This is a genomic window from Siphonobacter sp. SORGH_AS_0500, from assembly GCF_031453245.1.
Lineage (GTDB): Bacteria > Bacteroidota > Bacteroidia > Cytophagales > Spirosomataceae > Siphonobacter.
Genome location: NZ_JAVIYT010000001.1, coordinates 2,728,231 through 2,740,985, shown reverse-complemented (window position 1 = coordinate 2,740,985; position 12,755 = coordinate 2,728,231). Strand labels below are relative to the sequence as shown.

The 12,755-nt window shown below is 41.6% G+C and carries 12 protein-coding genes; 5 read left to right on the top strand and 7 right to left on the bottom strand.

Annotation, left to right across the window (positions count from 1 at the left end; all coding sequences use genetic code 11):
* Positions 1–11: 11 nt before the first annotated feature.
* The gene (locus tag QE357_RS11630) at positions 12–347 is read right to left on the bottom strand and encodes a DUF4259 domain-containing protein (protein ID WP_309707588.1); all 336 of its coding nucleotides are present in this window, start codon (positions 345–347) and stop codon (positions 12–14) included.
* Positions 348–700: 353 nt separating this feature from the next.
* Here QE357_RS11630 and QE357_RS11625 point away from each other — a divergent pair, with 353 nt between their 5' ends.
* Positions 701–967, top strand: coding sequence for a hypothetical protein (locus QE357_RS11625; protein WP_309707585.1), 267 nt, complete (start codon positions 701–703; stop codon positions 965–967).
* A gap of 123 nt (positions 968–1,090) precedes the next feature.
* Complete coding sequence (locus QE357_RS11620; RefSeq protein ID WP_309707584.1) at positions 1,091–2,239, top strand: acyltransferase; 1,149 nt, start codon at positions 1,091–1,093, stop codon at positions 2,237–2,239.
* A 262-nt stretch (positions 2,240–2,501) separates the two neighbouring features.
* Here the strand turns inward: QE357_RS11620 and QE357_RS11615 are convergent, their stop codons facing one another.
* Both QE357_RS11615 and QE357_RS11610 read right to left on the bottom strand, forming a co-directional pair.
* Positions 2,502–3,536 (bottom strand): OmpA family protein, encoded by a 1,035-nt coding sequence (locus QE357_RS11615; protein WP_309707582.1) that lies wholly within the window; start codon positions 3,534–3,536, stop codon positions 2,502–2,504.
* Positions 3,537–3,908: 372 nt separating this feature from the next.
* A complete protein-coding gene (locus tag QE357_RS11610; RefSeq protein WP_309707580.1) occupies positions 3,909–4,844 on the bottom strand; it encodes a hypothetical protein in 936 nt (311 codons plus the stop codon).
* 911 nt (positions 4,845–5,755) lie between these two features.
* Between QE357_RS11610 and QE357_RS11605 the strand changes: the two genes are divergently transcribed.
* A complete protein-coding gene (locus QE357_RS11605; protein WP_309707578.1) occupies positions 5,756–6,775 on the top strand; it encodes a TlpA disulfide reductase family protein in 1,020 nt (339 codons plus the stop codon).
* Positions 6,776–7,020: 245 nt separating this feature from the next.
* On the opposite strand, the gene QE357_RS11600 is transcribed toward QE357_RS11605, so the two are convergent.
* Entirely contained in the window at positions 7,021–7,377 is a 357-nt protein-coding gene (locus QE357_RS11600) for a nuclear transport factor 2 family protein (protein WP_309711366.1), read from the bottom strand.
* Positions 7,378–7,773: 396 nt separating this feature from the next.
* On the opposite strand from QE357_RS11600, the gene QE357_RS11595 reads away from it, so the two are divergent.
* Both QE357_RS11595 and QE357_RS11590 read left to right on the top strand, forming a co-directional pair.
* On the top strand, positions 7,774–8,616 hold the full coding sequence (locus QE357_RS11595) for a DNA/RNA non-specific endonuclease (protein WP_309707576.1): 843 nt from the start codon (positions 7,774–7,776) through the stop codon (positions 8,614–8,616).
* 22 nt (positions 8,617–8,638) lie between these two features.
* Positions 8,639–9,328 carry a hypothetical protein gene (locus QE357_RS11590; protein ID WP_309707574.1) on the top strand — a complete coding sequence of 230 codons (690 nt, stop codon included), beginning with the start codon at positions 8,639–8,641 and terminating at the stop codon, positions 9,326–9,328.
* Between the two features lie 112 nt (positions 9,329–9,440).
* On the opposite strand, the gene QE357_RS11585 is transcribed toward QE357_RS11590, so the two are convergent.
* The 3 genes from QE357_RS11585 to QE357_RS11575 all read right to left on the bottom strand — a co-directional run bounded on the left by QE357_RS11585 (position 9,441) and on the right by QE357_RS11575 (position 12,699).
* Entirely contained in the window at positions 9,441–10,301 is an 861-nt protein-coding gene (locus tag QE357_RS11585) for a hypothetical protein (RefSeq protein WP_309707572.1), read from the bottom strand.
* Between the two features lie 142 nt (positions 10,302–10,443).
* On the bottom strand, positions 10,444–11,085 hold the full coding sequence (locus tag QE357_RS11580; RefSeq protein WP_106634684.1) for a LuxR C-terminal-related transcriptional regulator: 642 nt from the start codon (positions 11,083–11,085) through the stop codon (positions 10,444–10,446).
* A gap of 1,347 nt (positions 11,086–12,432) precedes the next feature.
* Entirely contained in the window at positions 12,433–12,699 is a 267-nt protein-coding gene (locus tag QE357_RS11575) for a hypothetical protein (protein WP_309707570.1), read from the bottom strand.
* Positions 12,700–12,755: the final 56 nt, after the last annotated feature.

Sequence of the window (12,755 nt, the reverse complement as noted above, 5' to 3'; positions counted from 1 at the left end):
TAATGGTAAGGCTATCGCTCTAAATGCTGAATGAGTTGATAGATGTTTGCCTTCCATTCTTTATACACTTCTTCTTTTGCATCAGCCCAAAGTTCGTGTAATTCAGAGTTCTCTCTAAGCACTTTTTGTAAGGCTTCCACCGCCTTACTGCTTAGGTCAGAAAGGTCAATGCCAGGGTGTCTTTCAGGGAAGGTATCTACTGCCAAAGGTTCATCATGATAAGCCAATGAAAAGGTAGTGCCATTCACTTGACGATCGATATAGACAGGTGCTACGACGGCTGCGATTCCTTCTGAGAATTCAAGGTATCTTGCTTCAATAGCATCAGTTAAAGCTTGTTCAATCAACTCTTTAGGAGTATCAGGTCTGGCTATTCCGGCAATTACCTTTGTCAGTATTGATTCCCTAACCTTCGTTATACTATAAAAACCTTACTCTTTGTTTGATACTCTGATGTGTAGGTTGAAAGCCAAAACCTTCAATAAATGAATACTTTAATAGAAGCTCGAAGATCCTACTGCCACCGATTGAAACTAAAGTAGTCCTTTAAGAGCGATTGCAAGTGTTTCCCAAAAGTATAGGCAAAACGTCATGTATTGATATCAAGTCTCCAGTTAGCTCTATAGAAATACCTCTTATCCCTTTGCTGGATTATATGAGGGTAAGTGTAACTAGTTTAACGCTCAAACTAACTAAAACGATGGCTACACTATTTACCTCTTGCTCTTACGACAAATCAATGCTTCAGGAGTTTTCCAATGATCAACTGTTAACTAGAAAGTCCAAGCTTCAGCAAATAGGCCTTTTCATGCTTATCCTCTTAGTCGTCATTGTTGGATCAGCTTTTATACTTGAGTCCTACTTTGTAGCTGCTACCAGTTGGGCTATGATTCCTGCTCTAATGGAGTATGGCAAGAAGCGTAAGGCTTTTTTTATAGAATTTCAGAATCGTAAGGCAATTAACTAAACGTCTTTAGATGAGAGCCTTAGTTACTTCTAGTTAGACGGCACCTTAACTCTAAGGCAAGCAATGGGATTAACTTAACCAATGGCTTACTCACTATAGAAAACATTCCATGATCTACTTTTTATGCCAACCGACGCACCTTCTTCATTGACGTGGAGAACACAATCGAAAATTCATTACCTGGATTACGACAAGATACTCCTGACGGCTCTGGTCATTTTGCACCATGTGTCTATCACCTATGGTGCCCCCGGCGGATGGTATTACAAGCAACCTACTACCGATGCAATGGCTAAGATTGGTCTAACGCTATTAGTAGCTACAAACCAGTCCTTTTTCATGGGTTTATTTTTTCTGCTGTCTTCCTACTTTATTGAGCCGTCTTATCAACGAAAAGGAGACCAAAAATTTATTCTGGATCGTCTGAAGCGTCTGGGGATTCCGTTGGTTTTTTATTCTCTTGTTCTTTCCCCGGTAATGAATTTCCTGGTGTATCGCTACGGACATCATCATCAGGTTACTTTTCTTCAGTTCTTAGCGGGGTACGACAACTGGATCGATCCGGGCGTGTTGTGGTTTGTGGCTGCTTTGTTGCTATTTAATGTAGTATACGTCTTGTTTCGACCACGTTACTCATTGCCAGATGCCCTTAAGCTGCCTTCTAGGTCAAGTATTCTATGGTTTGCTGTCGCTGTTGGCTTGATTAGTTTCCTGGTGCGATTAATCTTTCCTGTCGGCTGGGTGTTACATCCGGTCGGTTTTCAGCTTTGTTACTTTCCGCAGTACGTAGCCTTTTTTGCCATCGGAATAGTCGCTCAACAAAACCATTGGCTGGACCAGCTCTCATTACAACTGGGGAAACAATTTTTTAGAATAGCCCTGGTAATGGTTTTCATGGTATTCCCCTTACTATTTATAGTGACTACCAAACTAGCATTGCCGATGTCCAGCTTCAACGGGGGATGGAATGGGCAATCACTCGTATTATGCCTGTGGGAACAGATTACGGGTATCTCCATCAGTATAGCTCTGTTAAGTTATAGCAGGCATCACTGGAATGTAAGTAACGTTTTTTTTAACACTTTTGCTCGCAGCACCTACAGTACCTATATTCTGCATCCCTTGATCGTCATTGGGTTATCAGTGCTACTAGCCGATGTGTCTATCGAACCTCTAATCAAGCTTTTGATAGTCGCCCCGCTATCCATCATTTTGTCTTTTATAGTGGGAAAACTGGTCTTAAAACTCCCTGGGGCAGATAAGATTCTATAAATCAATGAGACTAGAAAATTCGAAATGTACTTAATATGTTCAAACTGCGTACGTGGGCGATTTAGCCAAGTCGAGAGGTTATAATTTCTCACGATTGGTGAAAAATTGACGTAGAGAGTCACGTAGTTAAAATAAACAATAAAGAGCTACTTCAAGGGGCGAAGTAGCTCTTTATGCTAAAATCAAGAGTTATTTTTAAATGTAGCGAAAGGCTAGGAGTATCCTAGCTACCATCGTTGGGATGGCTCGGGCTATTGGCTCACTATTGGTTTATTTTTACCAGTTCTACCCGGCGATTCTTTGCTCTATTGTCTTCTGAATCATTCGGCACCAAAGGTTTTTGAGCACCGTACCCCACAGCTTTCAATCTGGATTGATCGATGCCGGACGCGATTAATTCCTTAAGCACAGTTTTAGCCCGATCTTCAGACAGCTTCTTGTTGTGGTCGGCATTGCCGGTATCATCGGTATGGCCTTCAATGCTAAGCTTAAGCCCTTTATCGCTGCTAAGTACTTTCTGGATTTCCTTCACGGCGTCCTGACCTTCCGGTTTCAATGTGGCCTTATCGACATCGAAGTTGATGTAAAGGACCGCTTTCCCTTTTTCAGCCAACTGGTTTCGGATCTGATCGGACTTAAGCAGGGTGATGGTTTGCTTGAAAGCTTCTTTTTGCAGGATATTGAGTTTACCGGAAGCCGTGTTTCCGCTGAGCTGAATATAGATGTCGCCACCATCCGCCCGGCGGATCACGTACACTTTAATGTTTTCTCCGTCATAACCAATCGAGCCATCTTCGCCTAAGTAAGAGGCCTGATTGTGGTAACGTTCGTATTCTGCACTCGTAATTTCACCATCGAAGACCTTGACGCCACCCACTTTGGTGATTGCGTCATCGTAGCTTTTTTCAAAATAGGGCAGTGACCACTCCTCAGAACTACCCGGTTCCGTAACGATATAACTCTTCCAGACTTTTCCTTCCAGCGGTGTCATGACACCGTTTAGTGCAAAGAACAATTTGTCAAAGGACCGCTGGACAGGCTTGTTTTGCTCCGCTAATCCCTTGGGAAGACTAAAAAAGGGAAATGATTCGAGCGGGTGATTCGATACCGGAATGGTATTAATATCGAAACTTTGAGAAGCCCCGGTACCTGAAGACTCTGTTTTGGGTTCCGTTTCATTGGATGGAGCCTCATTAGTAGCCTTTGGATTTTCCTTAGGGGCATTATGGCAGGATGTACTTGCAATAATACACCAAAAGCAAGATAACGTAAGCAGTGATTTGAAGGGCCTAATCATAGTAGATTCTACGTTTAGCGTATGTTATGTAAATTGAAAAAGTTGAAAGGGCATCCGCATTGAATTAACTAACCCGATATCCCTGAGCCTTTAAGCGGCCGTAAGTTAGGTCTTGCTCATCCAGAAACACAAACGTAAGCTGATCTACGGTAATATAATGAAGGTATTCTGCCGATAGTATAGACAGGCGGTTAGTGGGGAGATGAAGACATAGATAGGCTTGCTTAAGGTAGCTTCGAAAATTTATTATAAAAACTTATAAGTAAGTTAGGTTTCTGGAGGGGCTTAGTAAGTATATAAAATGCTGTAAAAAGAATAAAGGCTACAAACGGGTGTATGTTTGCAGCCTTTATTCTTTTTATAGCATTCTGTTTATTCTACTATCACAGAGAGTGACACGTTTTCATACCCTGAAAGCACCTGATTGAAAGGTCGGTTACTCGCAAATAGAATACTACCCATGGCATCACTCATTCTAAAAATAGCGTTCCCATTCGAGTCTTGTGGATTTAACAACTCGATTCCAATAAAAGAGCCTGGGATAACAGGGATAATATCTTTAGAAAAGGTACCCAAGGTCAAATCCTTTCTAGCCCAAAGCTGGGTAGCTTTATATTGACCATCTGCATTTCTGAATCCTGTATCCAAAATTACCTTATCAAAAACTCCCTGTGAATTAATGGCTGCATTAGGGCCTTGGGGTTGAGAAATTTCAAATTCTAATATTCCAATGGGTTCACGCCCTCCATAAGTCTGACGGTAAATAGCGGCATAGGCATAACAGGGGTAAGTAATGGTTGGGTTATTGACAGCACCTCTTACCAGGGTTAAAACAGCACCTGTTATAGTTGTTCCATTACTAATTTGATGGGGAGTAATCTCTCCTAATACGGTTAACCCAAATCTAGGTTTAGTCGACAACGTTGCCGTAGAGGAATTATAAATAGAAAGTGCTTTATTTTCTCCCAGCGACTGGGTAGAAAAAGGATAGTAAAACTTTAACGTTTCGCTTGAGCTATAAATGGATTTCCAGGCTTTAGAACTTTCATTCCAGTAATAGAAGCCGGGAAGTTTGTTGCCAGATGCTGTCGTTAAAAACACCATCATTCCATTTTGCTCAGCCGTTGGGTTAGTAGCAGGGAAAGCACTAACTCGTGGAATAAGCAGACCATCAGTGTTTGAAGGCGTAGACGGATTACTGGCGGTTACGTCGAGTTGAGCCTTGGGCGTAGAGGTACCTACACCCAATTGGGCATAAGCGGATACGGTAGCCAGCATAAGACCAGCAGAGAGTAAAAATTGTTTCACTAGTGTGTTAGATAAGATAAGTTGATAACGGGAAAGCGAAGATAATTCAGAAGCCTCTAATTAATATAGGTTGACTAAAACTTCATGTCAAGATATTGATGCATTGCTAACCTATTATTTTACCTATTTCATCATAAATTACGTAATGAATATACCTTCAAATCATTAATTATTTTGACATCTGAACGCTAGAGTCTACGATATGGGTTAATCCCTGAAATCTGTCTGGCGATTTGACTTCTGCCTGTTGAATGTACGCTTTATCTATCCCTTGGCTAAAATCTTTTTCTGTATAGGATACGGGTTTATCCGATCGTTTCCATGTCCCAGAGACTCGTGAAAAGGAGAAAGATTGAACCTTAAGACTGCGTTTGAATAGCGTCAGTTTTTGATAATTTATTCGCTCTCCGGTTGGTACGTCTCTAGCAAGATTAGCTGATCATATAACTTATTTTGAAAGGCTGTCTTCAGATGCTTGGTAAGTCTGACCGATGAAGAAGGTCTATTCCATGATTCTGTTTAGCTGCCGGGAATCCAAGAAATGGATCATGGGACGGGCTATATACGCTTAGGTTTTTTAAATTCCATAATGGTTTGTCACTCTGAGCTATATAAGAGCCTTTGGAAGTCGTTACCAGACTGATTTTGATAATCAGTTAGCAGGGCTAGAAAACTTAGCAGAAAAACAAATCTTATACTACGATTCTTTGTCACCAAAAGTAACCGAAGAAAGTGCACTTCATTACTGAATAATTCAAAACGGGGTCGGCTGAATACCGAGGCTGGCGTCTTAAATAGGAGATTTATGATTAAATTGCCTTCCTAGGGATTAGGCTATTCTATTCACAGAACAACTTATTAAACCAGGTATCTCATTTCATATGAAATCTAAATATATACTCTTCCCCACAATGCTATTTGCTCTGTTTACCAACTCATTAATTGCTCAGCCGGGAAAAGTGACAGGTAATATCAAGGGCCTGGGTAATCGACCCGTCATTTTTGGTTATAAGCAAAAAGGTAAATACCAGCTGGATACTGTGTTTGCTAAACAAGATCATTTTAGCTATTTAGCTAAACCCAGTGATGATGGACGTATTCATCTTCGAATTACTTCTCCCAGATACACTGCTTTTTACTATGATGAAGTACCCGTAACGGTTTCTGGATCGATTGAAACTCCTTACAAGCTTATTTTTAAAGGTGGTCCAGATAATACAGTTCTCAGTCGCTACGAAGAATCAATAGAATGGGTTTATGACGAAAAGTTTAAAACAGCATCCGGCTCAGAAAGGGCAAAACTGGAGCAGCAAAGAAATAAAGATATACTGGATTTCATCCTTAAAAACCCTTCTTCTATTCATAGTGCCTATTTACTGTATTGGCAAACCATTACTGATGACACTACGATTGATCAGTATGAGAATATTTTAAAGTCATTATCTGCTGCGGTACAAGATAGTGATCAGGGTAAGCAAGTAGCTAAACGGTTAGAACTCCTAAAGAAACAACCAGTTGTAGGAAAAGAAGCTCTAAACTTCACGCTTCCAGATACGGCAGGACGAGCAGTTGATCTGAACAACTATCGGGGTAAATATGTCCTTTTAGATTTTTGGGGACATTGGTGTGGGCCTTGCATTAAATCATTTCCTAAGTTAAAGCAGTTACAAAGCCAATATATGGATAAGCTGGTGATTATAGGAATTGCCGCTGAATATGAATCTGATAAACCTCAATGGTTAAAGACTATTCGTACTCATAAGCTAGACTGGGTACAGGTTTCAGAGTTAAAAGCCGATAAAGGAGAAGTGAATGAAGGGTACAACGTCAATGCTTTTCCTACGTACCTCTTACTCGATAAAAACGGAATAGTATTGGAAAGATCTCTAAGCCTAGAACCAATTCAGCAGAAGCTTAGCTCTATCAAATAATCCTTAGTTTAGTAAGCACGTGGTCACTATTATTCATGAGTAAGCATCTCTGAAATCTCGGGATTTCTGCATTTGTGACTAAAAACTGTCCTTATAAGCTCTGATGGAAATTAGGTAGCTTGAACGCGGATAATTCCAAATGCGGAGTCATGAACCTAAGAATTTCTTGTCTTGGACAAAAAGGACTCAGTTACGTATTTGGCATGCATCATGCAAAGAAAGCCCGTAGCTTTTTCAATCATAAGCTAGTTCTCCTCTGCCTGGCTGATATGAGCGGCAACAATCTGCCAGCGATTTTCTGAGTAATGCCAAACCCGGGTATAGCGGAACAGACCTTCAATAGCGACTTCAGCCACCCAGACTTTCAATTTCATTAAAGCAAAAACAATAGCCGTTTCGAGCAGAACTTTAATCTTGACCTCCTGCGGAGTGATACTTTCTATTCGTAACTGCCCGGATTGATGGGCGGCCAGATCATCGGCTTTAGTAAGTAGGTAGCCAGCTGGATCAGTTACAATCACATCATCCGAGACTAAAGCATCCAGCATCGCTACATTGCTTTGGATCATGGCCAGCCGTAGCCGCTCTTCATGCTGTTGAATTTCTTAGATTACCTGCATTGCGTGTTTTTTGCTGGCAAATAACAAAGTAGACCGTTATTCCGTAGTCGGTTTTACTTGAGATATAATCGGGAAAACTTGAAGTCCTGCCGGGATGCACGTGTAGGAATCCGATAATCTATTCCCACGTCTCCAGGTTGCTTTCTTTCCGTGTGCCTTTGGGAATCCATGTAAAGTGGTAATAATCTGTTTACACTCAGCACGCAATCTTTTAACCTTTACTATTGAAGATTTTGATATAGTTTTGCCGATAATACTGGCTCCGTTTTCTATGCGTTCTCATTCAGAAGTATAGAAGATCGGAAAAGTAAGGATTAATTCAGTACCCGTAAGTTCCGCCCGATAGATCATTAGTACATGTTACCGCCACTAAAAACATTGAGTAAATCTTACTCATTCACCGCCACTATTGCCCTTATACTGCTTGTTGCATCCTGTGGACGCAAGACCGTAGTTAACCCATCTAAGCCCTCGTCCAAGCTTTCCACGCAGGCGATTCTGGGTTATCCATCACTCACTACCGGCAACGCCTCAGCCGACGGTTCGGAGTATCTGTTAGTTAAGCCTCAATACGTGCTTTCCTATCAGCCGCGGAAGGGTATTGCCCGCTGGGTTGGCTGGCATCTTCAAACCAGTGATTTAGGTTCTGCGGATCGTCAGGATGATTTCAGGCCCGATGAGGACTTACCGCGTAACTTTACGATGATCAAACCTACAGACTATACCAATAGTGGGTTTGACCGGGGGCATTTGTGTCCCTCGGGCGACCGTACGGCGACGGCAAGTGACAACTCCTCTACATTTGTCATGAGCAATATGATTCCGCAGGCTCCCAGCCTGAACCGGGGCATCTGGAGCGATTTAGAGGACTATTGTCGGACGAAAGTGAAACTGGGCTCTGAAGCGTATATCTATGCCGGTGGATACGGAGAAGGAGGTAAAGGATCGAACGGCTCAGCAAATACTATTGCTAGCGGAAAAGTGAGTGTACCGAACCGTTGTTGGAAAGTGATCCTGATTATGCCGCAGGGCGATAATGATGTTTCCAGAGTGGGCACTGAGAAAGTGGAAGTAATTGCGGTGAACATGCCTAACTCCCAGGACGTAGCCGGGACAAGCTGGCGAAAATGGCAGGTAACGGTACGTGAACTAGAGCGAACGACAGGCCTGGGTTTCTTTTCAGAGCTTCCACAGTCTGTTCAGGATAAGATTGAGAATTAACCCCTTTTATAACCTAACCTGTATGAAGAAAGTATCACTTGTGTTAATGGCTTTTACCTTATTAGTTTTCTGGTCTTGTAGCAAAGACCGAAAAGAAATGATTTCGTTTCCTCACTATATGGTAACGGATTATTTTAAAGCAAAAACACCAATCAGACTTTTTACGGACGGCAAAGAAATTACCGATCAGGCAATTATTAATACTTTCATAGAGGATTCGACCTATACGGGATTTGGGAAGTATACAAAACATAGCAGCTATTTTGAGAATGATAAAATAAAAATTACGAAGGATACACTTATCACCTTCACCCACCAGGATTCAGTCGTAATTGGTACGTTTGATGCCCGTACAAATCCTAAGCGTTCTGTTATTAAGAAAGGGAATGAGTTTGTCATCATTAGCCCAAGTCACACTATTCAGTCACAAACCTCTCCAATAAATGAGATTTTAAAGCACAAATTCATTATTGATAATGTAACCTATATGCCTATACATGGTTCCTTATATTTAATTAGAGAGGTTTATTCAGCATATGGAGACTACAATCAAATGGAAATGCCTAGAATAAACTATTTATATAAAAGAAAAGGAGGATGGGGTAATGCTTTAAGCAGATTAAATGAATTTGACGAAGCCTATATAGCTAAAGTAGCGAAGGGGGATACTCTTGCAGTGCAAGAATATAGGATAGGCTTGAAAGCTAAATAAGGTCAAATGAAAACTGATTATAGGAGTTTAAATCATACAAGCCCGGCAATTATCGGGCTTGTATGGGTTTAGAAAAAGAACGTTGAGCCTTTTGAGATTCTAATCAAATAAGTTAGGGTAATCGTCGATAGGCCTCGTCTGCACCATTTGCTGCGGGGAGACGCTCGTAGCCAGTGATGGTAAGATTGCTAAAAGGTGGGAGCAGTCCACTCAGACCTGTTTGGGCCCCGGCAAAAGCCTCGGTGCGGCCCCGGTCCAGGGCATTGGATACGTTTACATCACCGCGTTGAAGAATGTTTCTACCCCGAATCATAAACATATCACGACCCTGGGAGCGAGAATCCGCATTCGTAACATTCTGGGCAACCACCAACCCAATGCCAGGTATTCTTCGGGCTTCTAACGGGGTATTGTTTACGGTCCATACTCCCAGATACGCTTTGGTAGAGAAAACATCGGTCACGCCTTGAAAACGGTCTTTAACGCGGTACGCCGGCGAGCCGTCATTCGCACTCACTTGCTCAAAGCTAGAGCCCAGATCATTGACGCTGAAGCCCGGAACAAACCAGCCATTTCCATCCGGCCCTGGTTCAAAGCAGCCGCTAGCCCCTTGTGCCACGGAAGTTGGACTAAAATCACCCCGTGCAATAAACTGGCCACCTCGAATGAGAAAGCGTGAACCAAATTCAGGCTCGGGTAAGATTTGTCCTACAAATTGACGGTCGCCATCTCCGGCAACAATAACCTGGAAACGGCTATTAGGTACGACGCTCCAGATACCCAAATCTTTTCCGAAGGTGAGGCTTGTGCACTGCCCACCCTGGCTAAATCTGGCACCAGACGGTTTAGAAATGGCGGGAGTAGGCGTGTCATTCTGTTCTCTGTTACAGCTAATGGGTAGCGTAAGCAGCCCTGCCAGAATCGCATAGAGTCCTTTTCGCAATGGTTGATTCGTATACATGTTTCGATTCATTGAGTAGTTATAAATACCCGTTCAGTGGCCATTCTTTACGGGCGATTTATCAGATCAATCTGCTGAACAAAGGTGACTGCAACGTACTCCGAATGCAATAGGGGAAAACCATGGATTTTGTAAGCCAGGTAGGGGAAATCCTCTAGCCAATGCGGTCTAGAATTTTGACAGCGATCTGTCGAAGCTTACGGGCTGATGGGAGGGATAATTTCTGAACAATGCGAAGCTTGTGGTTTTCAACTGTTTTCACACTGATGGAGAGCTTGCTGGCTATCTCCTGATTGGATTCCCCCCAACCAATAAGGCCTATTACTTCCCGTTCACGGGAGGTAAGTTTAGCCAGGTAATTTAACGTCTCCGAACAGTTATCCAGGGTTGTTAGGGTAATCGAGACATAGCGGAGGCCTTGCTGGAGTTGCTGTAAACAGGAACGCAAATCCTGGAGAGAAAAGCTTGTGGGTAAAAGACCACTCAAATCCAGGGAATTAAATAGCTGATGATTACCCTCCGAGGAGAGAAACACGATACACTTCGTTGCCAGTTTGGGGGTTGCCCGGATTTGCTGAAGCAGGCCAAAGGTGCATTGGTAGAGCGAAAGCTGAGGGGGTTGAATCAGCAGGAAGTCAGGGGCCAGAAAACTAACGGCCTGTTGAAGGGGCGTCGTATGGTCTTCTAAGTTAATAAGGATGTATTCATCGGCCAGGGCATCAATGATGGAGAGTTGTTCGGCTTTGAGTGCGGGTAGATGATAGGCAATAGTTAGAGGTAAGTGACAAGCATTCATTAGGGCGGGTTGGATTAGTGGTAGCCCAATTTAAGCCCTTTTTAATCTAACGCCTCTTTATACGTTAACTAATTTTCAACGATTTAGCTAACGGTAGTAATGCAGCGAAAAGTAGAAAAAATTTCTGTTATTTAGGTCACCTGAAAAACAGAAAGCCTAACGCTATTTGGCATCCAAAGATTGATTGGTACCTAACCATATCTTTGCAAGTTACCAGCATAGGGAAACTTTCGTTAAGAATGAATAGTTAGTTTTACCTTTAATGATTTTTACTATCATTGAGCATAAAGAATTAACCTAACTCATATGTCTAATCTCCACTATTCAGTCCTTCTGCCCGAATTTATTAATTCCACCTTAATCAAGTATTTACGTATCATGTGTAAGCTATTATTTACTCTTTTCTCTTGCCACTCTGCACCAAAGGGCAAGACATACCTGTATCACTTCTAACGTTTAAAGGTAATTATCCAAAGTTTCCGATAGATACAGTTGTTTCCTTTCCCTTCATTAATGTATTTGAGAGGACTTTAGAAGAGTATTATATAAGTGGTTTACCAACGAATTTAATTGATAAAGAAAAATGTATTATATCTACTTGATTTACAACATTTTACAGACGATATACTTTTGAACAAAAGCGGAAATTATTGAGTAGTGTTGCTTACGTAGTAATAGAAAGAGATCCGGTCTATTCTCCTAGTATAGTCATGGGTGTATTCGAAACAAAACTTACCCCCCTAAGTAATTCTGAAACTAGAGTGGTAATTAGTCTAAAAGAACCAGATGCTCGCTATGTGGACAACTATAACGGTTTTGAAAAACACCTCAAAGTTCAATCTACAGGAGTTTTCGAGAAAAACATTATCCAAAGAATCACGAAAAATTGAACTATTTAATCTTCTTATGGCCTGATAGAATATTATACTAACAGTGTCCTTTACTCAATGCTGCATTAGTAAAAATGGAGAAAGACGATTAGAAAGGATTATAAAAAAGCTTGCTCTGATTACCAAAGCAAGCCTAATCAGATTTAAAAGGTTAAACGACGTTTACTTCTATCGGAATAAACTACTTTATTATAATGAGAAACAAATTTAGCTAACTAGAGAACATAAAGAGACTAATGCATGCTTGAATCCAATGGAACAAGTGCCCTTTTCACTGTTACCAAGACAAAGCTAGGATGTTCTCATCATTAAAAAATAGCCTAATTCGAGTACGTGTAGGTAACTGATATTAAGGCAAATTATTGATAATTGTTAATAAATTTTATGCCTTTGATTCTGTTACAATACACAAACAGACCCAGAGCTTAGATCAAGAAGGATTGATGTTGAAAAGAAGTTAGCTGTCCCGCCAGCCACTAAGCATAGAGAGCTCAATCATAAGCCAGCCAAGCCCTGCTAGAAGCGATAAAATAGCCATCCAGCGTTTACCGGGAAAAGAGACTTTCATAAACCAAAGGAGCAAGCCATAGACAATCAGACAAAAACTCCCGGCTACTAAAGCGTAAAGGCTGATCCACGAAGCAAGGTGAATGCCCAGGTAAACCGTTACCACTGGCAGTAGTAATGTTACCAGTACTATTCCGTAATAGAAAGTCAGCTTCATCTTTTAGAGGTTACTAGAGATTAATAACTAAATCCTATCAAAAGTCTTGCCAGACA

Bases quoted from the DNA above. Each gene is read 5' to 3' on its own strand.
- QE357_RS11625 (WP_309707585.1), top strand. From the start codon at position 701: ATGGCTACACTATTTACCTCTTGCTCTTACGACAAATCAATGCTTCAG.
- QE357_RS11620 (WP_309707584.1), top strand. From the start codon at position 1,091: ATGCCAACCGACGCACCTTCTTCATTGACGTGGAGAACACAATCGAAA.
- QE357_RS11615 (WP_309707582.1), bottom strand. From the start codon at position 3,536: ATGATTAGGCCCTTCAAATCACTGCTTACGTTATCTTGCTTTTGGTGT.
- QE357_RS11605 (WP_309707578.1), top strand. From the start codon at position 5,756: ATGCTATTTGCTCTGTTTACCAACTCATTAATTGCTCAGCCGGGAAAA.
- QE357_RS11590 (WP_309707574.1), top strand. From the start codon at position 8,639: ATGAAGAAAGTATCACTTGTGTTAATGGCTTTTACCTTATTAGTTTTC.
- QE357_RS11585 (WP_309707572.1), bottom strand. From the start codon at position 10,301: ATGAATCGAAACATGTATACGAATCAACCATTGCGAAAAGGACTCTAT.
- QE357_RS11580 (WP_106634684.1), bottom strand. From the start codon at position 11,085: ATGAATGCTTGTCACTTACCTCTAACTATTGCCTATCATCTACCCGCA.
- QE357_RS11575 (WP_309707570.1), bottom strand. From the start codon at position 12,699: ATGAAGCTGACTTTCTATTACGGAATAGTACTGGTAACATTACTACTG.